This is a genomic window from Syntrophothermus lipocalidus DSM 12680 (genome assembly GCF_000092405.1).
GTDB classification, from domain to species: Bacteria; Bacillota; Syntrophomonadia; order Syntrophomonadales; family Syntrophothermaceae; genus Syntrophothermus; species Syntrophothermus lipocalidus.
Genome location: NC_014220.1, coordinates 769,625 through 793,390 on the forward strand (window position 1 = coordinate 769,625; position 23,766 = coordinate 793,390).

Here is a 23,766-nt window from a genome sequence, read left to right on the forward strand (position 1 = left end):
TGATTGGACGGGGAGGACGGAGATGAAGAGATTGGTGTCACCTGGGAGGGTAGAAGAAGACTTCATCGAGACGAATATCGAGATTTCATTGCGGCCGTCAAGACTTGCAGAATATATAGGGCAGGAGAAGGCGAAAGAAAATATCGCCGTTTTCATCGATTCGGCTCTACAAAGGAAGGAACCTTTAGACCATGTTTTGCTTTCAGGTCCTCCCGGGCTGGGAAAGACCACCTTAGCCAGTGTTATTGCCAACGAGATGGGGAAACCGATTAGAAAGACTTCAGGACCGGCTCTCGAGCGCCCGGGCGATTTGGCTGCTATCCTAACTAACCTGGAACCGGGGGAAGTGCTCTTCATCGACGAAATTCATCGGTTAAACCGAGTGGTAGAAGAAATACTCTACCCTGCCATGGAGGACTTTGCCATCGATATCGTAATCGGTAAGGGACCGAGTGCTCGAACTCTAAGGTTGGATCTGCCACCTTTTACGTTAATAGGGGCGACGACTCGTCCTGGACTTTTGAGTTCACCCCTGCGGGACCGTTTCGGTATTCTTTGCCGTTTGGATTTTTACGAGGAAGATGAATTAATTCTGATCATAACGAGATCGGCTGCTTTGCTGGGTATCAGTATCGATGAGGGCGGAGCTAGGGAAATAGCCCGTCGGGCTAGAGGGACTCCTCGAATAGCTAACCGCCTTTTAAAAAGGGTCAGAGACTTCGCTGTGGTTCAGTCAGGGGGAACGATTGACGCAGAAATCGCGGCCATGGCTTTATCCAAATTGGAAATCGATGAACGAGGACTGGACCGAATCGACCGGACAATACTGGATATTATCATTTCAAAATTTAATGGAGGACCGGTGGGGTTAGATACATTAGCCGCCGCCGTTTCCGAAGAACCCGATACCTTACTCGACGTTTACGAGCCATATTTGCTGAAGATCGGCTTTATCCAAAGATCGCCCCGAGGGAGAATGGTAACTCCCAGCGGGTACCGCCACCTGGGTTACAAGTGCTCCGAGGATCACGGGGGCCGACTTTTTGCGATCAATGAGGAGTGAAACCGTTGAAGTTGCTGTTGCATGTTTGCTGTGGACCCTGTGCTACTTACCCGGTTCCTTTCTTGCGGGAAAAGGGGTTTGAGCTCTGGGGCTACTTTTACAATCCTAATATACATCCTTTTACCGAGTACGCTAAACGAAGGGAATCTTTTTATCGGTATGCTGAACTGGATAAGCTCATGATAATTAAGAATGACGAGTACAGTTTCGAAGACTACTGGCAGAGGGTTTCATTCCGCGAGGGTCGTCGGTGTTTTTTCTGCTACCACCTTCGCTTGGAACAAACCGCCCGGATAGCCCGGAGAGGCAAATTTGAGGGCTTCAGTACTACTTTGTTAGTAAGCCCTTTTCAGAAGCATGACCTTATTAGGGAAACTGGAGAGTCAATGGCAGATAAGTACGGCGTTCCTTTTGTGTATTTCGATTTCAGAGAGGGCTTTAAGGAAACGGTAGCGAGATCAAGAGCTTTGGGGCTGTACCGACAGCAGTACTGTGGTTGTCTTTTTAGCGAAGTCGAGCGATTCCAACCATCAAAGAAAGGGGATTTTGCTGATGGAAGGAATGGCTAAGTTATTAATCGTAAGCGGTTTAATACTTGTGGTATTGGGGATGGTATTTTTGGGGGCGGCTAAATTCGGAGGAAGTTTCCGTTTGCCGGGGGACATTTACTACCACCGGGGCAACTTTACGTTTTATTTTCCAGTTGTTACGTGTATCGTCCTTAGCTTGATACTGACCTTTCTTTTAAACTTGTTCTGGCGGCGTTAGGTTTGTTAGGATGAGTACTCTAGTTGACGAACAGTCCTGGTTATTTTTTTGATCAGTTCGGACCGAAAACTGAAGGCACAGGGGTCGTCTCTAGCGGGGCGAGATGAGAGGGGTTGCAACAGGATGGCTCCAATAAGGCGGTTTGGGGTGTTGGTCAAAGGCCGGGATAAGCGGCCTACGACCATGACAGATGATAACAGCGTGGAGACGGTGATGGCTCGCCAGAAAGAGATTAACCGGCTGCGATTAACACTTCAAGAATTTGGTCTTGACTATGATGTCTTGATCAAGGAGAGCCCGCAAAATTGGGCAGTGCTGGAAGCGGTTAAGGAAGCGGCTTTTAGGTTATCTGAACAAATACAGTTACTTTCGACAGTTTTGATCAGTGACGTTTCGCAATTTGAATCCTGGCTGGCGCAAAGGGTGGATCTGCCTCTGCCTTACGTGAGAAGGCACGGGCATTATCTGGTAGCGATATCCTTGATTGTCGCGCACGACCTGAGACATTTGTTGCCTTATATTTTGCCAGTAAAAAGGAGAAATACATATGGCTGTAATTAAGGGAGTGGTGCTCGAAAGCAGCGAAAGCGGTGCCGTAATACTGACAAGAAGCGGCCGTTTCCGCAGAGTACGAGCAAGAAAGTACCTACCGGATGTCGGAACTGAGATTCAGTACCGGGAATGGGGGCGAGATGTAGTCTGGTACGGGGTAGCCGTTGTGGTTTTGTTTGTCTTAATGTTGCAGATAGCGGCGTTTCTAAGCCCTGCAGTTTACATGAGTATTGAAAGTGGCCCAGGAATTAAACTAGGGATCAACAGGTTCGGGTTGGTAGTGAACCCCGTTTCTACTGATGAAAACGGGGCCAGGATTCTGAACCAAGTCTCGGTAAGGGGACGAGATGCCGGTTCAGCTCTGGAAGCGCTACTGAACAAGTCGTTGGCCGAGGGTCTGATCGAGACGCCGAGGCATGAAGTAGTACTGATAGCGGTTCCGGTAAACCAAACTGGAGATCGGCTTTTAAGGAAACTTGTTCCGCCTCTAAATGGGCGTTTAGAGAGTTGGTTCGCGGAAAACGGCGGGTCCCACACGTCGGTTGAGATTTGTGTTACGCGCAAACCGGACGAGTAACTGGGCTATCCGGCTATTAGTGGGCGCAGACCCCTTTAGAACCCTGGGTTCGGTGAGTTCGATAATGAAAGCTGCTCTGAGTTCTCGGTTGCTATCATTTTCTAGCAGTGACACTTTTAAGTGTCATGGGGGGCTGCGTATATCTGGGGTGCATAGAGGATTGTATTTTGGTAGCCAGGGGTGATAAGGGTTAAAGTTATGGACATATACAGTCTAGAAACTTATCAATACCAGTTACCGCCGGAACTGGTAGCTCAATACCCGGTTCAGCCTCGCGACCACTCCCGGCTTTTGGTGGTGGAGCGGGAGACAAAGAAATTTCGAGACCGTTATTTTTTTGCACTCGCCGAATACCTTGGAGAAAAGCATGTTCTGGTCCTCAATGAGACCAGGGTTATTCCGGTTCGTCTCAGAGGTATCAAGGAAACGGGAGCACATGTGGAAATCTTACTCCTGCGCAAGGTTGGTGAGGATTGGCAAGCCTTGGTACGCCCTGCCCGTCGCTTGAAACCCGGGGCGGTGATTCAGTTTACCTGTGGAGCAAAAGCCGAAATTATTCAGGAATTAGGCTTTGCCGGAGGTCGGGTTATAAGATTTCAGGGGGTAAGCGACTGGTACGGTTTTCTTGAGAATGAGGGGGAGGTTCCGCTTCCTCCATACATTAGCCGCCCTCCTACCGAGCAGGATAAGGAAACATACCAAACGGTTTATGCTGCCCGCCCAGGTTCGGCCGCAGCACCTACGGCTGGTCTCCATTTTACCGAACAATTATTGACCAGGCTTACTCAACAGGGAGTCGAAGTGGTCAAGTTGCTCTTGCACGTCGGCCTGGGAACCTTTCGCCCAGTCGAAAGCCCGGATATACGCCAGCACCGGATGCACCAAGAGTACTATGAATTGGGAGAACAGGAAGCTGAACGCTTGAACGATGCCCGGGCTGCGGGTAAAAGAATCGTAGCAGTTGGCACTACAGTAGTGAGGACCCTGGAAAGCGCGTATGAGGAGAAGCGTGGCTATGTACCCCGCCAGGGGTTTACGGATTGCTATATCTATCCGGGGTACCGCTTCAGGGCGGTAGACCAGCTTATAACTAATTTTCATCTCCCGAAGTCGTCGTTACTGATGTTGGTTTGTGCCTTTGCGGGAATAGATCTTACGTTAGCCGCCTACCGTCACGCAGTAGAGAATCGCTACCGGTTTTTTAGTTACGGGGATGCGATGTATGTTATTTAGCCCGGTAATCGCCGACCGGCTTTTTTGAGAAAAGCAGCAGTGATGTTCTCTCGATAAGTTAGTTTCTCGATTTATCAAGCGACATATAAAGTAGTGCCTTGGATTCTTAAGATATGAGTGTGGGGTGTAAGATGTTTGGTTTTGTCATAAACAGGAAATGTTCGGCAACAGGAGCTCGCTTAGGGGTTCTATCCACTCCCCACGGGGTTTTCGAAACTCCCATGTTCATGCCAGTCGGAACTCAGGCAACGGTTAAGACCCTGATTCCGGAAGAACTGTACGAGATAGGAACAGGGATCATCCTTGCCAACAGTTATCACCTGTATCTCAGGCCAGGAACCGAGATCATACATATGGCAGGAGGGCTTCACCGTTTTATGAACTACCGCAGGGGAATTCTTACCGATAGCGGCGGGTATCAGGTCTTTAGCTTGGCCCCCTTGCGGAGAATAACCGACGATGGTGTGTATTTCAATTCCCATATCGACGGTTCTCGCCACTTTCTGAATCCAGAGAAGGTTATTTCTATTCAAGAAGACCTGGGAGCGGATATAATTATGTGTTTTGACGAATGTTCGCCCTACCCGTGCAAGTATGAAGAAGCGAGAGAAGCTGTGAGTAGGACAACCAAGTGGGCAGAGAGATGTTTGCAGGCACACCGGAGAGAGGACCAGGCCTTATTCGGCATCGTGCAAGGCAACGTATATGAGGATTTAAGGATTGAGAGCGCCGCGTCGTTGGTATCCTTGGGATTTGACGGGTACGCCATAGGCGGTTTGTCAGTAGGGGAACCGAAGGAAGACATGTACCGCATCATCGAGGTCATGAACACAGTGTTACCAGAAGATAAACCGCGTTACCTCATGGGAGTAGGCGCGCCGGAGGACTTGGTGGAAGGCGTAAAAAGAGGAGTGGACATGTTTGACTGCGTGCTCCCTACCCGATTGGCGAGGCACGGTACTGCTTATACCTCGCGGGGAAAACTGGTGATTAGAAACGCGGAGTATCGTGATGATTTTCGACCCTTAGACGAGGAATGCGGGTGCTATGTCTGCCATAATTACACTCGGGCTTACCTTCGCCACCTGTTCAAGGCCGAAGAGATCTTGGCTTTAAGGCTTTTGACTTACCACAATATTTACTTTTTGATTAAATTGATGGAGAATATAAGAAGCGCAATTCAGGAGGACAGGTTATTGGTCTTTTGCGAAAGGTTTTTGACCAGGTATTCAGAGCCGAGCGGCAACTAGGCCGAGAGTATCTTTAGGAGGGGTAGATTTGGAGTGGAAAGGGTTGGCCGCGTATATACTAACTTTCTTAGTCGCGTTTTATCTACTCATCGTTTTACCTAGGCAGCGGCAAGAAAAAAAGCACCAGCAGTTTATCGAGGATTTGAAGGTTCATGACAAGGTGGTTACCATCAGCGGGATACTGGGCGAGGTAAGAAAGGTTAAAGATACAACTATAATACTTAGAGTGGCGGAGGGTGTGGAATTAGAGGTGCTTAAAAAGGCGATAGCTTATAAGCAAGAGTAAAACAACAGGGGAAGAGGACATATGGTGACATTGGAGGAGGTAAGACAGAGCGCGATCGTCGATGCCTTTATCAGGAAAGGGAACGAACATCTGGGGGTGCTCGGGTACACGGATCACGGATACGATCACGTCACTCTAGTGGCAGAACGAGCTTACACCATATTGAAGAAGCTGGGAGTCTCTGAGAGAGAAGCTGAATTAGCCGCCATAGCCGGGTATCTGCACGATATAGGGAATGTGATCAACCGGGTTGGGCATAGCCAGAGCGGGGCCTTGATGTCATTGCACATACTGAGGGCTATGGGCATGCCGGCTGAGGAGATATCTGTAGTGGCGGCGGCTATCGGGAACCATGACGAGGGCAGTGGGCATCCCATAAACCGGGTAGCTGCAGCCTTAATCTTGGCCGATAAGTCTCATGTCCACCGTTCTCGGGTGAGAAACCCCGATATATCAACCTTCGATATCCATGACCGTGTTAATTATGCTGTAGAAGAAGCTTCGCTCAGGGTCAACGAGGAAAACATGACCATTACGATGGACCTGGTGATAGACATTAACATATGCCCGGTCATGGAGTATTTTGAGATATTTTTAAGCCGGATGGTTATGTGTAGGAGAGCAGCTGATTTCCTGGGCTGTGAGTTCGAACTCATAATAAACGGGGCCAAGCTGCTTTAGCGTGTCTGAGAAGGAGGAAGTGAAGTGAGCAACCGAACCGGTTTGATAAAACTGATAGCGATGTTGATAGCTGTTGGGATAGTAGCCTATGTAGCTTACCAGCCGATCATTCACAACCTCAACCTCGGTCTTGATCTCAGGGGCGGGGTACACGTAGTAATGGAGGCCAAAGAGAGGCCGGGCCAGAAAATAACGGATGACACCCTGAAGAAAACCGTCGGGGTTTTGCGTAACCGGGTGGACCGGCTCGGGGTGAAAGAACCGGTTATCCAGACCCAGGGAGATCGTAGGGTTATCATTGAGCTGGCAGGGGTTAAGGATCCAAATGAGGCGATAAGGGTTATCGGCAAGACCGCGGAGCTGCAGTTTATCGACGAAAACGGCAAAGTGTGGGTAACGGGTAGGAACCTCAAGGACGCCAAGGCGGGTATTGACCAAGAAGGCCAGCCTAAGGTGGACCTGACTTTCGACAAGGAAGGGGCCGAGCTTTTTCGCAAGGCTACAAAAGAGAACCTGGGCAAGAGAATAGCCATTGTACTGGACAAAGAAATCATCAGCCAGCCAGTGGTGAGAAACGAGATTCCCAGCGGCCAGGCCGAAATAAGCGGAGGGTTTGAATCGGCTAAGGATGCGGAAAACCTGGCGGTACTGTTGAGGTCCGGGGCTTTGCCAGTTACGTTGGAGATGGCTCAAAAGTGGACTGTAGGCCCAACCTTGGGCAGCGACTCATTAGCCAAGAGTATAAAGGCCGGGATAATCGGTTTGCTGGCGATATTAATATTCATGATCGGGTATTACCGGCTGCCGGGCTTTCTGGCAGACATTTCTCTGGTAGTATATTCGATGCTGGTCCTGGGAGTAATGGCTCTGGGCAAGTTCACGCTTACCTTGCCGGGAATTGCCGGATTTCTCCTGTCCATAGGTATGGCAGTGGATGCTAACATTATCATTTACGAACGGCTAAAAGACGAACTCCGCGCTGGGAAAACTCTTCTGGCGGCAGTAGATGCCGGGTTCAAGCGGGCATTTTGGACTATATTCGATTCTAACCTCACTACTTTGATAGCAGCGGTAATCCTTATGTACTTTGGCATAGGGCCGATCAAGGGATTTGCCGTGACTCTTGCCATTGGTATCGTGACCAGTATGTTTACTGCGGTGGTGTTCACGAGATGGTTGCTTAAGTGGGCGGCGGAGTCTTTCCGTAATCCCAAGTACTATGGAGTATGAGGAGGGGTTACTCATGAAGATTATAGAGCACAGAAAGTGGTTTTATTTGTTGTCACTACTCCTGATAATTCCAGGACTGGTCTCTTTACTGTGGCCGGGCCGCGGTCTGAATAAGGGTATTGATTTTACAGGCGGCTCATTGCTCAGGGTTAAGTTTGAGCAACCGGTTGAGGTTCAGCAGGTAAGAAGTGTTTTGGATAGTTTAGACTTAGGTGAAAGCTCCATCCAAAGGAGCGGGGACCGGGAATTCTTTATCCGTACCCGGATGCTGACCCAGGAAGATCGAGATAAACTCGTTACCCAGCTAGAAAAGCGGGTCGGGAAAGTTGACGTACCCAGCGAGGAATCGGTTGGACCTACCATTGGAAAAGAACTTACCATGAAAGCTGTATTATCGATATTAATTGCTTCGGTTCTTATGTTGGTGTATATTTCCTTTAGGTTTGAGTTTTCTTTTGGAGTTGGGGCCATAGTTGCTCTGCTTTACGACGTTGTACTGGTACTTGGTGTTTTTTCTTTATTCCGACTCCAGGTGGACGGGGCGTTTGTTGCGGCTATCCTTACAATTCTCGGTTATTCGATTAACGATACCATCGTGGTGTTTGACCGGATTCGGGAAAATCTAGGTTTCAAGAAAAAAGGAGACCTGGCTGAAACCATTAACAAGAGCATCATGCAGACGTTGAACCGTTCGATCAATACCGTGCTCGCTGTAGTATTTGTATTGTTGGCATTGCTGGTGTTTGGAGGAGAGACTATCAAAGTCTTCAGCTTGGCTCTGTTAATAGGGGTGATCAGCGGGTGTTACTCTTCCATATTTGTTGCGAGTCCCATCTATTACGACTTAAAGATGAGTGGAAGTCGTTGAGAGTTTGCCAGGTTTTGAAGAACAAAGCTTCGGAGCGTCCGATTTGTTCGGGCGCTTTTTCTTTTTGAGCTATTCGTGAAAGGGTTGTTGGGTTCTTGCTTCCAGTCTAATCACTTGCTATAATAAAGACAAACATGAAATTCTTACCGATATAGCTTCATGTGAATCTCATCTTTAAACGATTGCACTGCGGATCTGGAACGGAATTCGGAAGTGCATCCTCGTCAAGATGCATCACTTTTGCTCGCTTTAGTCAGGTGTACGATTTATAGAAGCTTTTGGCAAAGAATCATATTTAGCCCTATGGGAAGCATATGATAGATAGGGGTTTTTGGGTAATTACTTCTATAACGGGGGATAGTATTATTGATTATTCAAGAACTCTTGTCCAGTAAGACTTACCTAGCTTGTTTTATAAGTTAATGCGGTACCGCGTAAGTTAAGTCTTGTCCAAGAAAGGAGTGGTGTCGATGTCATTAATCAACCTCGGTACTTATCCCCCTAAACAATGTGGGATTGCATCTTTTTCTAATGATCTGAGGGACAACCTCATAGCGGCCGGTGAGGAGGTAAAGGTCATAGCCGTATCAGACAGCGCTTATTCCTATGTTTATCCGCCAGAGGTGGTCTATAAGATCAGGCAGGAACGAAAACTGGACTATATAGACGCTGCTAAATTGGTAAACTACAATCCGGAAATAAAAGCTGTGCTGATACAACACGAATACGGTATTTTCGGGGGTTCAGATGGTGAATATGTGCTCAAGTTCACTTTTCACCTTCGCAAGCCGTACATTTTGGTAACCCATACGGTTTTGCCAAGACCTTCTGCTACGCAAAGAAGTATTCTGTCAAGACTGGGGCAGAAGGCGGCTGCGGTAGTATGTATGACCCGGCGTTCTGCCAACTGGCTGACCAGGGTCTATGGCATAGCTCCCGAGAAGATAGCGGTCATTCATCACGGGGTCCCTGTATTTGAAGAAAAGGACAGGGGCGAGCTTAAGAAAAAGTACGGGTTGGAAGGAAGACGCGTGATAACGACCTTCGGATTGATCGGTCCTGGAAAGGGTCTGGAAAATGGGCTTCTGGCTTTAGCCCGGGTAATCAACAGGTACCCTGACGTGCTGTATCTGATCGCGGGTGGAACTCATCCCATGCTCCTTAAGAGAGAGGGCGACAGGTACAGGCAGATGTTGGTGAGGATGGTAGCAGATCTGGGACTAGAGAATCACGTTAAGTTCGTTAACCGGTTCCTTGAGCTGGATGAGCTGGGAGATTACCTGTACATGACAGATCTGTACTTAAGCCCTTATCCTAACCGGGACCAGGCGGTGAGCGGGACTTTATCTTACGCGGTGGGATGCGGTCGGGCTGTAGTTGCGACTCCCTACGAACACGCTTTGGAAATGTTGTCTGACGGCAAGGGCCTGGTGTGTAAGGAGATTAATCCGGAGGAAATAGCGGATCTCGTGGATCGCGTTTTGTCAGATGAAGAACTAAGAAGAGACATGGAAGCAAAAACCCGGGAATTTGGAAAAACTATTGAGTGGCCTCGCATCGGTGAACAGTACGTTAGACTGGCCAATCAGATTGCCGGAGCCGGTCAGGGAGTTGCGGACGGCGAGAGGGTGGGGCATGGACTATAGACATGTGAAGACAATGACCGATGAAAACGGTATAATACAGTTTTCGGTCAACGGTGTACCTGACATAAGTAGCGGGTACACCGTTGATGATAATGCGAGGGCACTCCTGGTTGCTTTGAGTATGGAGGAAGAAGACCGGAAAAAGTATGCTCTGACTTACACCAGGTTTCTGTATAGTGCGCAGAGAGAGGACGGCACCTGGTGTAACTGGAAAATTGGGCAAAAGTTTATTCCGGACATCGATTCTGAAGACAGTATTGGAAGGGCGTTTCTGGCTTGTAGCGTAGCGGCACAATGCGATATAGAGGAAGTACATCGATTGTCGATGGAAATGGTCATGAAGGCTCTACCCAACCTAAATAAGTTAAGCTTCCCGCGGTCAGTTGCCTACGGGTTGGTTGGAATAAGTTTTGGTATTAATGTATTGCCGGGATACCGGGCTTACGTGGAGCTGGTTGCTAAGGAGTACTGTCAATCTCTTATCAGCCTGTACATGTCTCACCGCGGTCCAGGATGGAACTGGTTCGAAAACAAACTAACATACTGTAATGCTATACTCCCCCATGCTTTGTTTGCTTACTACCGGATGTCGGGTGACAAGAAGGCCTTGAGAGTAGCAGAGGATACGATGAGGTTCTTAGGGGGAACTGTATTTAAAGAAGGATTTCTTGACATCGTTGGTAATAAGGGATGGTGGGTCAGGGGATGCGAAATGCCTCTTTATGACCAGCAACCGGTTGACGCTTGTTCCATAGCTTTGGCTGCGATGGAAGCTTATCAGATTACTGGAAGGGACGATTATCTTTGGATGGCTGACCTTGCACGTGCTTGGTACTGGGGCAAGAACCGTAACCGCATATCTCTTTACAACATTAAAACGGGTGGCTGTCATGACGCGTTGACCGAATACGGGATCAACGGCAACCAAGGAGCAGAGGCAGTAGTCTCGTTTTTGTTAACGGAACAGGCTTGGCAGAGGCTTCACAAAGAGAACCGCGAGCCGAAGGTCGATCGTGGAATTCAGGAAGAGGCTAAGCGGATTGTTTAAGGTATAAAGTGGATATAAATAAGTGGAACTTAATGAGATGTGTGTGCTATAATTAAATCTAAAAAGAGAAAGCCTAGCTGAGCGAGGGAGGAATTGAATATCATGGAGATCAAGCTTCCGATTAAGTTTCACGCCAACTACAAGGTGATCGTTCGGGACGAGACGGGAGAGAAGGCTGCGCGCTGCAACCGGGTGCTGGTCAGGGAGTTTACTCCTGCGGAAAAGGAGAGGTTCTTTGGCACCCTAGAAGAGTCCGAACGGCCTACCCACCAGGTAACCTTTCACGATTACGGATGTAAACGTAGTGCCGAAGGTCGTATTGTGGAGAACACTGCCGACAAGTTGACTATCGAGATTAGAGGCGGAAAACAATACGAGTTTTCACTTCTCCGACCCGGCGAAGAGAAGAATTTGACCGGGGCATGCTGATTACCGTTGACAGTTGAAAAGAATAATAGCTAAAATGTACTCAGATTGTTGGCGAACAGAATAATTATTAACCAAACAAAGCTTCGTTGAGCGACAGAGGGTATTTACGTGCTTTACGGTGGATTTATGTGCGGCTAGGTCATTACTTGCGGTAACTTTTTTGTCGGCGAATACGGAATGATCAAGAAAAGGGGTCCGGGCATAGTCGAACGGCGTTGTTTTACCTCCATACAAGGAGGTGATAAAACACAGTGTATGAGGAGGAAAAAGAGGCTGTTCTGAAGAAATATAACAAAGGAATTGTATTTGTTTATACCGGCAATGGGAAAGGCAAGACCACGGCAGCTTTGGGATTAGCATTGCGGGCGCTCGGTCATGGTTGTAAGGTTTTTGTTGTTCAGTTTATGAAAGGTAGGGACTACGGAGAAGTACTGAGTACCAAGCAATTTTTGCCCAACCTGATCATTTATCAAAGCGGGCTAGACAGTTTTGTCATGAAGGATAACCCGTCTCCTGTAGATATCGAGCTGGCACGGCAGGGACTGGAAGTCGCAAAAAAAGCTATAACTTCTGGCGAATTCGATATGGTTATTCTTGATGAGATAAATGTAGCTCTCGACTTCAAGTTAGTACCCCTAGAAGAGGTTGTAGAACTGATAAAGACCAAGCCGCCAGAACTGGACCTCGGTTTGACCGGTAGATATGCTCCACCGGAGATAATAGAACTAGCAGATCTCGTAACAGAGATGGTGGAGATTAAACACCCGTATCATCAAGGGGCTCCGGCTAGGAAAGGCTTTGAATATTAGTTTTTGGCTACTTGTATTTTACCTGTTGCATCAATTCAGGATGCGATTTTTGTAATGTGTGAGGGGGTGAAAAAGGCCGGACCGAGCTTAGGGGAGATTACCAGCAGTTATGAACTTTAGAAAGGAGGAGAGAGCCAGAAATACCGTCCGCACTTGTTTCATGTTATCTGACCAGGTAGCTTAGTGCTGTACCTGTCCACAATTGAAAATATACACTAAGCCGACTTGGCGAAGATACATCTAGAAATGACAAGCCGGGCAGATGCGATTTAGGTGTTGAGATTACATTATTTTGGGGAGGGAGTTAAATGTATTTTGCCAAGGAAGTACTTGATTCTTCCTCTGAACTGAGGAGAAAGTGGGAGGACGAGGTTCGGAGAGCTATTGAAAAGGCTCCCGAAAGCAAGCCGAGGTTTAGTACGGTTTCGGACCTCGAAATCAAGAGGATATACGGGCCCGAGGATATCAAGGATATGGATTTTGCTCGGGATGTAGCTTATCCGGGGCAGTTCCCGTTTCTGCGCGGCAACCAGGTTACGGGATACCGCGGTAAGGTCTGGACGATGAGAATGTTCTCCGGTATGGGCGACGCGAAGATGACCAATCAGCGCTGGCACATGCTGCTCAAGGAAGGGCAAACCGGACTCTCTACTGCTTTTGACTTTCCTACCTTAATGGGCTATGATACTGACCATCCTAAAGCCAAAGGTGAGTGTGGGAAGGTCGGGGTCGCCATCGACACGCTCGACGACTTCTTAGTGCTCGTCGACGGCATTCCTATGGATAAGATCACCACTTCTATGACCATCAATCCCCCAGCAACCGCGATATGGGCCATGTATTTGGCTGCAGGCGAGCTGAAGGGCATTCCTCTGGAAAAGCTTGGCGGTACCATTCAGAACGATATGCTCAAAGAGTTTATTGCTCAGAAGACTCTAATGTGCCCGCCTGAGCCCTCGGTCAAGCTCATCAGTGACACTATCGAATTCGGTACCAAATATGTTCCTAAATGGAATACAGTAAGTATCAGCGGGTATCATATCAGAGAAGCAGGAGCGACTGCAATACAGGAGCTGGCCTTCACTCTGAGGGACGGCATGGAATATGTTGAAGACGTCATCAGGCGCAAAGGCTTGCATGTTGACGAGTTTGCTCCGAGGCTGTCGTTCTTCTTCAATTCGCATATTGATTTCTTCGAAGAGATCGCCAAGATGCGGGCTGCCCGCCGGATTTGGGCTAAGGCCATGAAAGAACGTTACGGCTCCAAGAACCCGCGGTCCTGGTGGATGCGGTTCCATACCCAAACCGCTGGTTGTTCATTGACGGCTCAGCAGCCATACAACAACGTAATAAGGACAGCTTGCGAAGCGCTAGCGGCGGTCCTAGGTGGAACTCAGTCCCTGCATACCAACTCGCTGGACGAGGTTTTGTGCTTGCCGTCGGATCATGCGGTTGAAATAGCACTCAGGACTCAGCAGATCATCGCTGAGGAGACCGGTGTTATCAATACTATCGACCCGTTGGCAGGTTCTTATTTCGTGGAAGCTCTAACCAATGAAATGGAAGAGAAGGCTTGGGAATACATCCACAAGATAGACGAAATGGGCGGAATGATAGCTGCCATCGAAAAAGGATTCCCGCAGATGGAGATTGCGGATGCCGCCTACAAGTTCCAGCTGCAGATCGACAACGGTGAAAAGATAATGGTGGGCATTAACAAGTATGTGAAGGAAAACGAGGTCATAGACATTCCCATCGTGGAGATCGATGACGCGCTGGAACAAGAGCAGGTTAAAAGGACACAAGAAGTACGGCGCAGACGCGATAACCGGGCAGTCAAACAGTGCTTGGAAGACTTGAAGCAGGCGTGTATCAAGGGTGAAAACGTAATGCCTTATTGTATCGCTGCTGTGAAAGAGAGAGCTACCGTTGGAGAAATCTGCGACGTTTACCGCGAGGTGTTCGGCGAGTACCGCGATCCTGGACTGTATTAGAATGGTGCTGAGGGAGGGAATATTTGATGGCAGAGAGAAAACTTCGCGTTATGGTAGCAAAGCCGGGTTTGGATGGACACGACCGCGGGGCTAGAGTTCTGGCAAGGGCGTTCAGGGATGCCGGTTATGAGGTAATATATACCGGTTGTCACCAAACTCCTGAGCAGATCGTAGCCGCAGCTATTCAAGAAGACGTAGATATGGTCGGTTTGAGTTGTCTTTCGGGTGCCCATAATCACTTGTTTCCGGCAGTAGTCAAGGGGCTACGGGAAGCGGGAGTCAATGACATACCGGTAGTCGGTGGCGGTATTATTCCCGACAGAGATTTTCAGTTTTTGAAAGACAACGGTATAATCGAGATATTCACACCAGGGGCGAAACTGGAAGACATCATAAAATGGATTAACGAAAACATCAAACCGAGGGCGTGAAGCTAATGGAAAATGTTCAGAAAGTGCTGGCGGGAGACGTTCGTATCGCCTCCCGCCTGATTCGAAATCTTGAGGACAATATACCAGGGGCCAAGGAGACGGTAAAGAAGGTATTTCCATACACGGGGAAGGCCCACGTGGTAGGGATTACCGGTTCTCCGGGGGCAGGCAAGAGCACGCTGACCGACGGTATCATAGCTTCGGTGCGGAGGAAAGGGAAGACGGTAGGGGTTCTGGCAGTGGACCCGACCAGTCCTTTTACCGGAGGGGCGATTCTGGGGGACAGGTGCCGGATGCAGCGGCACGCCGAGGACCCTGGGGTATTCGTGAGGAGTTTAGCATCGCGGGGAGCGATGGGGGGATTGTCGAAGGCGATAGGGGACAGTATACACGTACTGGATGCGATGGGAAAAGACATGATAATAGTCGAGACAGTAGGAGCGGGGCAGCAGGAAGTAGACATCATCAACCACGCTCACACCGTGATAGTGGTGCTGGTACCGGGGATGGGGGATGCGATACAGGCGATAAAGGCGGGGATAATGGAGATAGCGGACATATTTGTGATAAACAAGGCGGACCGGGAGGGAGCCGGGAAGCTGTATGCTGAAGTGAACATGATGCTAGACATGTCGCCGTCGTTTCCGGGAGGCTGGAGGCCGCCGGTTATAATGACCAAGAACATTTACGACCCGCATCAATTTGCCCAGGACGTAGAGGTACTGGCGGAGAAGATAGAGGAACACTACAAGATGCTGATAGAGAACAACATTTTAGGTGAGCGGCAGAGAAGGAAGGCCTTATACGAGCTTAACGAGGCATTGAGGGGTTATATACTGGAGCCGATTTTAGACAAGCTGGTAAGGACGGGAGAATTCAGCCAGATGGTAGAACAGCTGGTAGCTAAAGAAGCTGACCCGTATACGCTAGCTGAACAGGTGGCCAAAAGGTTTATGAACGGATCCCTAGGCTAAAACGAGAATGATAATTTTAAGAGGGTGGGTTTTACGGTGTTGCCCGGAGTACGAAAGCCGAGTTCTCCGGGCATTTCTATTTTTGGCCACGGACCCGGCACTCAGCTCGAATCTTGATTACCGACTAGCGTTTTGGGACCTACTGTCATGTGACAACTTCGGTCAGCTGAGTGCCGGGCTGATGAACACGGAGGATGTATTATAAACAATACATAACCGGTATCAGAAGAAAAACAAACACCTTTTTGACATTTGCTCGCGCAGTTATGGAGGCCTTTTAGGAAGGAGGCTGCGCTACAAATGCGGGAGGAGTGGGTTATTGTGGATGCGACGAACATTGGCCAGTTCTTGATGGGGGTTAATTATTGGCCTCGGGCTAAAGCGATGTACTGGTGGGAAAGATTTGACTTAGACGAAGTAAAAAAAGATTTCGAGAGGATAGCAGAATATGGCCTGGGCTTGGTGAGGATCTTCTTGGTTTGGGAGGCCTTTCAGCCCACTCCTAAGCAGGTATCTGTAGAGAACCTGAAGAGACTGATAGCTGTGGCTGACTTGGCCAGCGATACTGGAATTTCTTTGATGCCCACGTTATTCTGTGGCCACATGAGCGGGGTAAACTGGTTGCCGGAGTGGGTACTAGACGAGGATTGTATTCGGCAACGGTTTCCCGTATATACTGGAGGAAGATTGCATTTTCGCGGGCTTAAAAACGTTTACACCGATAAGGTTATCAGTAACGCCCAAGAGTTGCTCTGCAGGGAGGTAGCTCGGGCCATGGAGGGGCATCGTGCTCTGTTTGCTTGCGATCTGGGCAATGAGTCTTCTAATTGCTTTGTTCCCCCGGATCGAGAGACAGCGAGATCCTGGTTAGAGACTATGGCTGGAACCTTGAAAGCAAATGGAGGAGGGTGCATGGTTACTTTCGGGATGCATGCTGAGGACCTGGAAGAAGACCGGGCTTTGGGACCCGGCGAAGCTGCGACTGTTTGTGATTTCCTTTCCATGCACGGATACCCCTTTTATCTGAAATGGGTCGATGATCCCCTGGACTACGAGGTACTCCCTTTCCTAGGTGCTGTGACGGAGTGGCTGGGAGAAAAACCCGTGTTGTTTCAAGAGTTCGGTATACCGAGCTATCCGGTGATACCGCCATTCTTGAAAGGTGATGAATCGGATAGACTTCGGGGCCGGCTGTGGGATGAAGAAACAGGGGCAATTTACTACAGGCACGCACTGGAAAGGTTACAACAGGAGGGGATGATAGGGGCTGTGGCTTGGTGCTTCGGAGATTACGTTCCTGGCCTGTGGAATCATCCGCCGTTGCGGGAAAACCCACATGAGAGGTTTTTCGGTCTTTTCAGGTATGACGGGTCAGCTAAACTGGCGGCCGAGGTGGCGCGGGAGTTTGCTGGAAGCAGAAAGGTCAGGACCGTTGCCATGGAGGTGCGTTACAGGCGCCCATGGTTAGATGAGGAGAAACCGGAAGTTTTCTATCTCGATCCACAGGCAAATCTTAAGCGATTGTACAGGAAATACAAGGCTTGGACAGGACTTTCGGCAATTTAGCGATGAACGAGGGGGAACTGGCCATGAAAATTGCTCTGTTATCTCCCATCGCGTGGAGGACTCCTCCACGCCATTATGGACCGTGGGAAAGAGTAGTTTCGCTATTGTGCGAAGGTTTGGTGGAAAAAGGTATCGATGTGACCTTGTTTGCCACTAAGGATTCACAAACACGTGGTAAACTCGACTATATTTGCCCGGCTCCTTATGAGGAAGATAAGAGCATTGAGCCTAAGGTATGGGAATGCCTCCACATAGCTCATCTATTCGAGCAGGCTAATCAATTTGATCTGATACACAACCACTTCGATTTTTTGCCTTTGTCCTACAGCCGGTTGGTTGATACGCCGATAGTGACCACAATCCACGGTTTTTCTTCACCTCGAATCTTACCGGTTTACCAGCAATACGCTGATAGAAGTTATTACGTGTCGATCAGTAACGCGGACCGTCACCCCACTTTGAACTATATTGCCACTGTATACCACGGCATAGATCTCGAATCTTTTACTTTTCAATCGGAACCGGGAAACTATCTACTTTATTTTGGCCGTATTCATCCTGACAAGGGTGCTGCGGAAGCGATTCGGATAGCCAAGACATTCAAGATGAGACTAGTAATGGCTGGAATTATTCAGGATGATCGTTACTTTGAGCAGGAAGTAGCCCCGCATTTGGACGGGGAGTTCATAAATTACGTAGGATCTGTGGGGCCTGGTGACCGCGACCGCCTTTTGGGAGGGGCATATGCCTTGGTTCACCCGATTGCCTTTGCCGAGCCTTTCGGTTTAAGCGTGGTTGAAGCCATGGCCTGCGGTACCCCGGTTGTGGCCTTTGCGCGGGGATCCATGCCAGAGGTTATAAGGGATGGGAATACCGGATTCTTGGTCGAGTCGGTGGAGGAAGCAGTCGAGGCTTTGACGAAGATTCCGGCTATTGAACGCATCGCCTGCCGCCAATGGGTTGAGGAACGTTTCAGCCAAGAGAGGATGGTTAACGATTATCTCAAGGTATACGAAAAGGTGCTTGAGTTGGAAACCGCTAAGAGAAGTCGCGCTCAGAGCGTATGGGGTAAGGAAGAGTTAATATGCGATGAGGGAAACTATCGGATACGGCGGTTGACCATAAAGCCAGGGCAAAATTTAAAGTGGACGTCATCTACTCCGGTAAAACAAGAGTGGATGGTGGTACAAGGCGCAGCCAGTCTAAGTTTGAAAAATCAGAAAGTACTTTTGAAAGAAGGAGAGAGCATCAACCTTTCTCCAGAATTCGAACTCGAGATAGCCAGTACAGGCGTGTGCTCACTAGTGATGATCGTAACGGAGGTCAGGGACACGTAGCCACAGTCGGGAATAGTATTCCGGCATAAACGCCAATTCTAATTTTTCGTCAGCTAGGACTCGCTCGCGTATGAGCTTCGGAATCAGGTCTCCTACCGTGGCCGTAGCTACACATACATAGGTATCGGCGGCGCCATAATACACTAAGATACGGTCGTTTTCATCCAGTACTTCTTTGTCAGTCTCAGGAACTGCACCACAAGTGAATACCACGTTTGGAACCCAACAGTTTCCTACAGTTCCCATTTCGTACCCGGTTTCCGGAGAAAGGATGGGGTTCGGCGATCGATACAGAAGCCGTTCGGGGTTACGAAGATCAACCAGCAGTACGCCCAAGCGATAGACTCGCTTCGGATCGACTCCATGATAAATCATTAACCAACCGAACTTGGTCTTAAGAGGCTGAGTGCCTGCTCCTATTTTGAGTGAGTCCCACATTCTGCCGGAACGGGGTCCGAGAATGATGGAATGTCTATCTTTAGGAATTGGGAACTCTAGTTTGTCAAGGTAAGATACCCAAACACTCGGTTCGATTCGGTGATAAATCACGTATTTACCGTTTATTTTTTCGGGGAAGAGTATCGCATCTTTGTCCCATATGTCTTCAAAAGCAAGACCCAGTCGCTGCCACCTGTCGAAACGCCTGTTTAAAAAATCGCCAACCTGAATAAAAGCTGCCGCTATCTGGGCGATTACACCGTCATAAGCGGTGTACAGCATGAAAATACGGTCGTCTATTATGACTACTCGCGGGTCTTCGCAGCCTTTGTTTTCTTTGCTGTCTTGAGGGGAAAATATAGGATCTGGCAGCCGCTCCAAGACGTTGTAGCCGTCGGTTATGGCTAAACCAATACGGGAAACTTCGTCCTCACCGAAAGCTCGGTAAAGGACGTAGACCCGAGAGCCTATTCGCAGTGCGGCAGCATTGAGGACGTATTTGCTTTCCCAAGGATGGTCTGCTATGGGTTCGAGAATTGGGTTGTCGGGATATCTGACCAAGGGCTGGGCTGGAGGGAACACAGGGGTATCCTGAGCCACGACTACCACGTCTTTTGGACGTATTCCCAAATGAGCGTCCAAGATATTGTTACCTGCTTTCCCTTCTCCTATTAGTTGAACCATGCCTTGCCAGATTTCATCCGAATGGTAACCGAGTTCAGCATATATCTCTTCTAGCAGGTCATGATTGAACCATTTTTCTTCGACGTGATTAGACATCGGGGTAGGGATGCCTCTTCCTCCTTTATAACTATAGCTAGACCAGCTCCAAGCGGAACAGGGGATAAAGGTTCCATCGTCAAGAACCTGGCTTAGCCCGTAGCTGTCTGTCATCAGCCGGAGAACCTGAGCTTCTTCGTAACGGCCGTTTTCGGCTAACCGTTGCGCTAAACTACGGAAGTGCCTAACCAGGGCTCTGTGGTGGAAGTTTTCAAACAGGTTGTTTGCAGTAAATGCCCCTGTTTCGTAGCGGCTTACAAGCGAATTTTTTATCTTTTTCCCAAGGTTCTTTCTTTCTTTGGCATAAAGCTGCCACAAGACCGAGTAATTTTCAGCCATTACCATATATCTTGCTATTGATAGGCAGAACCTGAGTCTAGGATAATCTCCTCCCATACCCCGAATCAGAGGCCGGACAACTATTCGAGTAGTCAATTTATTGAAGTCTGAAAAGCTTCCCAACCTCAGTTTACCGTCTAGAGTTCCAGGCCCGACGACGATAGGGCGGATTTCGACTTCTTCCATATCATCTGGCTTCAAATTGTCCAGGATCCAAAGCAGTGACATATCTGTAAAGTTTCGGGTTTCAAGTAAGTTGGCCAAAGTGACGGCATCTCGGGCGTCTATTCGGTTTAGAAGCTCGCGCGAGCTTTGACAGCTAGCAGGTATCAACAAGTTGCGCGGGGGAAAGCGCAGGAGCGCCTCTCGAAAAAGTCTGGTGCTTATGGAAAACATTTTAGGGTGAGGAAGAAGTTTGAACAGGTGATCTACGACTTCCCGGGTACCCTCTTCAGTGTAAATGTCACCGGGAAACAAAATTCCCATGGTTTTATCGACTTTTTGCACGAAAGATTGGATATAGGCGGCAATTTCTTGAGACGTTGCGTCTTCAGGGGCACCTAAAGATTGATGTACAAAATGATTGAATAGGTCAACGTAGCGCTTTTGTACACGGTTGAACAGAGGTTCGGTAGAAATGACTTTTCCGCCTTTTCCCGGGATTTTCTTAGGCAGGACTATAGGGATTCCGGGTACGAATTCCATATAGTGGGCTGGGACTAAAGGAGGATTGGTTTCCATGGATGCCTTTTTCCACATTTCTATGAACCGGGGGCGAGATCGGTAGAAGGCATTAATGACCGTAGTCTGATCCCAAGGGAAAACATCTGTAACATGGTATCCTGGCGTTTTTTCATGCATGAGATGCTGAAAATAACGGAGATGAGCGAAAAAACTGGCTGCGTAACCGGCAAAAACAGCAGCAAGGGCAGAGAGAATGTCTTCTCTGGAAGTAGGAGGAGAGAACCAGTAGTGGAACAAAAAGTTGTGAACGATTTCAGCCCACATATCATGAGGGAAAACCGGTCTCGAACCGGGGAATGAAGAAAGGTTTTCTAAGTGTTCGTACGCGGCTCTCGGTAGACACGAACGGTAGACAGGTTTATACTGGCTGAAACCTCGCCGGAACAAAAGGAGCATATTTTCGACGTCGAATTCAGGAGGGCATGTTTGGTTCGGCCAGAAGCTGCCTAGAATATCTGGGGTTTTGATGATCAGCTTATCTTTATTTAACCATTGCTCTTCGTCACGCTTGATACATGCAAAGATTGTTGCAGCGACATCCTTGATAAGGTTGTTAGTGGTTTCCAAGGACTCGGTTCGTGGGTTTGAGCTGAGTGCAACTTGACAAATTTGTTTTTTCCAGCAAACAGCTCGGGTTACAAGCCACGGATCGAAGCCGTAGCCATAGCTTATATCTTCCCACAAAGTAGATTGAGCGCAATAATCTTCGACCAAGTCGTGAGATATGGCATAGATCCCACTCAAAGTGTTTTTCAACCTGTAATCGTAGAATGTCTCTACCAAAGGAGTTACAAAGATGTTGTCGGCTAATTCGTAACAGGGGTCTTTACGAAGGGAAGCAATGACCAGGTCATATTCCGAGCGGATAGGGTCAATTATTTGCTTGACCTGTTCTGGCTCGAATTTAGCGAGCTCTTCACAAGAGAGGTAAGAAGAGAACAACAATACATCAGCTTCTATTTCTTTGCCGATTTCTAATACCGTTCTTACCCTGTCCTCACGGTTTGCGTCGTTAGCAAATGGGGCAGAAGTGAGAACAGGGGTATTGATTCGGACTTGTTTCACGGTTTCAACCAAGTCTTTATAGGTTGCAGTTTCAGCGGAGCACACTATCAAGGGACGGATTTGAGACACAGAGGAAAGACCTTTATCTATCGTCTCAAGCGCATGTTTGAATGATGCGGAGTTTCGATACAAGGGAAATCCGACTACCAGGTCGACATTCTCTAGGCTTTGTACCCCAAACATATCCTTTGCTGCGAATTCTTCAAGGACGGATTGGGTGACTGATTTTGGCATCCCGGTATACCTCCTCGGCTAAGTAGATCTGGTAGGGCTATATTAGTGAAGAGTTTTGGGCTCTAGAGTATTGGTAATATATATTATTTTTCCTAGAATGGGTGATGATAATGTTGACAAAACGAGGGTAATTTGTAAATGTGCGTAAAGGCGATTTGGCAAGCTTGGTTCTATGTACTAAAATGTTTAATAAATGTTATTACATGCGGGAGGGAATCATTTGATTTGTCTAATATTGGCAGGGGGAAGAGGAGTCCGGCTGTGGCCGGAAAGTACGGAAGCAAGGCCGAAACAGTTTTGTAAGTTTTTCGGGGACAAGTCGATGCTTGAGCAGACTATCGACAGGACAATGGCGGTTGGTGCTGATACAGTCATGATTGTTACCAGCCAAGATCAAGCTGAAACGGTCGAGCAGGTCGTCAGGTCGGGGAATTACGACGGTGTCGAGGTAATAGGGGAGCCTCAAGGCAAGAACACTGCTCCGGCCGTGGGCTTGGCTATTGCCAGGTACTTTGATTCTCGACCCGAGGATGTAATCGCGGTGTTTCCTTCCGACCATTTTGTTTCCGATGTTGCGGCATTTCGGTGGGTGCTCGACAAGGCCGTAAAAGCGGCGCAGGCGGGGTATTTAGTAACTATCGGTATCAAGCCTTCTTATCCGGAAACAGGTTACGGTTATATACAAGCTGATAGTCACGACATATCAGGGATCGCGGGCGTTTATAGGGTCAAGTCTTTTAAGGAAAAGCCGGATTCGGTGACAGCAGAGCACTACATCAATAGCGGCGGGTATTTCTGGAACGCAGGGATTTTCGTGGGCCGAATCGATGTTTTTGCCCAGGAATTTGCCCGGCATTTGCCGGAGGTTTACCGATTCATTGAAAAGGGGTTTGGGGACTACCTTGCTAGCTATGACTCTTTACCTGAAATCAGTATTGACTATGGTATTGCAGAAAAGAGTGATCGGGTAGCAGTTGTACCTGGTGACTTTGGATGGAGTGACGTTGGGAGCTGGAAAGCCTTGGCGGATTTATTCGAAGGAGATAAAGACGGAAACGTTCTACTAGGACCAGATATAATCGCGGTCAATGCCGGTAATTGCTTAGTCAAACAAAACCATAGGACTGTAGCTTTACTGGGGGTTCGGGATCTGGTGGTTGTGGAAACCCCTGAGGTTGTGATGGTGTGCCACAAAGAAGAGGCCCAGAAAGTGCGGATACTGGTAGACATCTTGTCAGAAATGGGGAAGAATCACCTGCTTTAACTTTGTCCGTCAACGGGCCATGACAACCGCTTTCATTCCATAGTATTGATAACGAAAGATGTCATATGGCCCTCTGTTATGTATCCAACACATGTTCGACATGTACCGTGTGTAGGCTCTCGAATCGCACAAGGCCGACAAGATCTCGCACAAAGGGATT

The 23,766-nt window shown here is 48.5% G+C and carries 22 protein-coding genes; 21 read left to right on the forward strand and 1 reads right to left on the reverse strand.

Annotated elements, in window-relative coordinates:
- The first annotated feature begins 22 nt into the window (after window positions 1-22).
- The 20 genes from ruvB to SLIP_RS03755 all read left to right on the forward strand — a co-directional run bounded on the left by ruvB (window position 23) and on the right by SLIP_RS03755 (window position 18,742).
- Window positions 23-1,063 carry a Holliday junction branch migration DNA helicase RuvB gene (ruvB, locus tag SLIP_RS03660; protein WP_013174925.1) on the forward strand — a complete coding sequence of 347 codons (1,041 nt, stop codon included), beginning with the start codon at window positions 23-25 and terminating at the stop codon, window positions 1,061-1,063.
- Window positions 1,064-1,068: 5 nt separating this feature from the next.
- Window positions 1,069-1,632, forward strand: a complete 564-nt coding sequence (locus tag SLIP_RS03665) for an epoxyqueuosine reductase QueH (protein ID WP_013174926.1) — start codon at window positions 1,069-1,071, stop codon at window positions 1,630-1,632.
- The gene (locus tag SLIP_RS03670; RefSeq protein WP_013174927.1) at window positions 1,616-1,831 is read left to right on the forward strand and encodes a DUF2905 domain-containing protein; all 216 of its coding nucleotides are present in this window, start codon (window positions 1,616-1,618) and stop codon (window positions 1,829-1,831) included. The genes SLIP_RS03665 and SLIP_RS03670 overlap by 17 nt, the downstream gene beginning before the upstream one ends.
- Before the next feature lie 123 nt (window positions 1,832-1,954).
- Window positions 1,955-2,392: a hypothetical protein gene (locus tag SLIP_RS03675; protein WP_041432684.1), complete on the forward strand. Its 438-nt coding sequence runs from the start codon at window positions 1,955-1,957 to the stop codon at window positions 2,390-2,392.
- Complete coding sequence (locus tag SLIP_RS03680; RefSeq protein WP_013174929.1) at window positions 2,379-2,960, forward strand: anti-sigma-I factor RsgI family protein; 582 nt, start codon at window positions 2,379-2,381, stop codon at window positions 2,958-2,960. The genes SLIP_RS03675 and SLIP_RS03680 overlap by 14 nt, the downstream gene beginning before the upstream one ends.
- A gap of 198 nt (window positions 2,961-3,158) precedes the next feature.
- Window positions 3,159-4,193 carry a tRNA preQ1(34) S-adenosylmethionine ribosyltransferase-isomerase QueA gene (gene queA / locus SLIP_RS03685; RefSeq protein WP_013174930.1) on the forward strand — a complete coding sequence of 345 codons (1,035 nt, stop codon included), beginning with the start codon at window positions 3,159-3,161 and terminating at the stop codon, window positions 4,191-4,193.
- 131 nt (window positions 4,194-4,324) lie between these two features.
- Window positions 4,325-5,443 carry a tRNA guanosine(34) transglycosylase Tgt gene (gene tgt, locus SLIP_RS03690; protein WP_041432686.1) on the forward strand — a complete coding sequence of 373 codons (1,119 nt, stop codon included), beginning with the start codon at window positions 4,325-4,327 and terminating at the stop codon, window positions 5,441-5,443.
- 28 nt (window positions 5,444-5,471) lie between these two features.
- Window positions 5,472-5,729: a preprotein translocase subunit YajC gene (yajC, locus tag SLIP_RS03695; protein ID WP_013174932.1), complete on the forward strand. Its 258-nt coding sequence runs from the start codon at window positions 5,472-5,474 to the stop codon at window positions 5,727-5,729.
- Window positions 5,730-5,750: 21 nt separating this feature from the next.
- The gene (locus SLIP_RS03700; protein ID WP_041432688.1) at window positions 5,751-6,410 is read left to right on the forward strand and encodes an HD domain-containing protein; all 660 of its coding nucleotides are present in this window, start codon (window positions 5,751-5,753) and stop codon (window positions 6,408-6,410) included.
- Window positions 6,411-6,434: 24 nt separating this feature from the next.
- Complete coding sequence (secD, locus tag SLIP_RS03705) at window positions 6,435-7,640, forward strand: protein translocase subunit SecD (RefSeq protein WP_013174934.1); 1,206 nt, start codon at window positions 6,435-6,437, stop codon at window positions 7,638-7,640.
- A 13-nt stretch (window positions 7,641-7,653) separates the two neighbouring features.
- Window positions 7,654-8,508, forward strand: coding sequence for a protein translocase subunit SecF (gene secF / locus SLIP_RS03710; protein WP_013174935.1), 855 nt, complete (start codon window positions 7,654-7,656; stop codon window positions 8,506-8,508).
- Window positions 8,509-8,978: 470 nt separating this feature from the next.
- Entirely contained in the window at window positions 8,979-10,154 is a 1,176-nt protein-coding gene (locus SLIP_RS03715) for a glycosyltransferase family 4 protein (protein ID WP_013174936.1), read from the forward strand.
- Window positions 10,144-11,202, forward strand: a complete 1,059-nt coding sequence (locus SLIP_RS03720; RefSeq protein WP_013174937.1) for a hypothetical protein — start codon at window positions 10,144-10,146, stop codon at window positions 11,200-11,202. Before SLIP_RS03715 ends, SLIP_RS03720 begins: the two co-directional genes overlap by 11 nt.
- 102 nt (window positions 11,203-11,304) lie before the next feature.
- Window positions 11,305-11,631, forward strand: coding sequence for a hypothetical protein (locus tag SLIP_RS03725; RefSeq protein WP_013174938.1), 327 nt, complete (start codon window positions 11,305-11,307; stop codon window positions 11,629-11,631).
- A gap of 251 nt (window positions 11,632-11,882) precedes the next feature.
- Complete coding sequence (cobO, locus tag SLIP_RS03730; RefSeq protein ID WP_013174939.1) at window positions 11,883-12,440, forward strand: cob(I)yrinic acid a,c-diamide adenosyltransferase; 558 nt, start codon at window positions 11,883-11,885, stop codon at window positions 12,438-12,440.
- A gap of 308 nt (window positions 12,441-12,748) precedes the next feature.
- Window positions 12,749-14,434, forward strand: a complete 1,686-nt coding sequence (locus SLIP_RS03735; protein ID WP_013174940.1) for a methylmalonyl-CoA mutase family protein — start codon at window positions 12,749-12,751, stop codon at window positions 14,432-14,434.
- A 26-nt stretch (window positions 14,435-14,460) separates the two neighbouring features.
- The gene (locus SLIP_RS03740; protein ID WP_013174941.1) at window positions 14,461-14,865 is read left to right on the forward strand and encodes a cobalamin B12-binding domain-containing protein; all 405 of its coding nucleotides are present in this window, start codon (window positions 14,461-14,463) and stop codon (window positions 14,863-14,865) included.
- 5 nt (window positions 14,866-14,870) lie between these two features.
- On the forward strand, window positions 14,871-15,839 hold the full coding sequence (gene meaB / locus SLIP_RS03745) for a methylmalonyl Co-A mutase-associated GTPase MeaB (RefSeq protein WP_013174942.1): 969 nt from the start codon (window positions 14,871-14,873) through the stop codon (window positions 15,837-15,839).
- A gap of 300 nt (window positions 15,840-16,139) precedes the next feature.
- Window positions 16,140-17,405, forward strand: a complete 1,266-nt coding sequence (locus SLIP_RS03750) for a glycoside hydrolase 5 family protein (protein ID WP_013174943.1) — start codon at window positions 16,140-16,142, stop codon at window positions 17,403-17,405.
- A gap of 23 nt (window positions 17,406-17,428) precedes the next feature.
- Window positions 17,429-18,742 (forward strand): glycosyltransferase, encoded by a 1,314-nt coding sequence (locus SLIP_RS03755; protein WP_049765080.1) that lies wholly within the window; start codon window positions 17,429-17,431, stop codon window positions 18,740-18,742.
- Here SLIP_RS03755 and SLIP_RS03760 read toward each other — a convergent pair.
- Window positions 18,707-22,342: a glycoside hydrolase family 130 protein gene (locus SLIP_RS03760; protein ID WP_013174945.1), complete on the reverse strand. Its 3,636-nt coding sequence runs from the start codon at window positions 22,340-22,342 to the stop codon at window positions 18,707-18,709. The genes SLIP_RS03755 and SLIP_RS03760 overlap by 36 nt on opposite strands.
- Before the next feature lie 220 nt (window positions 22,343-22,562).
- Here SLIP_RS03760 and SLIP_RS03765 point away from each other — a divergent pair, with 220 nt between their 5' ends.
- Window positions 22,563-23,606: a mannose-1-phosphate guanylyltransferase gene (locus tag SLIP_RS03765; RefSeq protein ID WP_013174946.1), complete on the forward strand. Its 1,044-nt coding sequence runs from the start codon at window positions 22,563-22,565 to the stop codon at window positions 23,604-23,606.
- Window positions 23,607-23,766 lie beyond the last annotated feature (160 nt).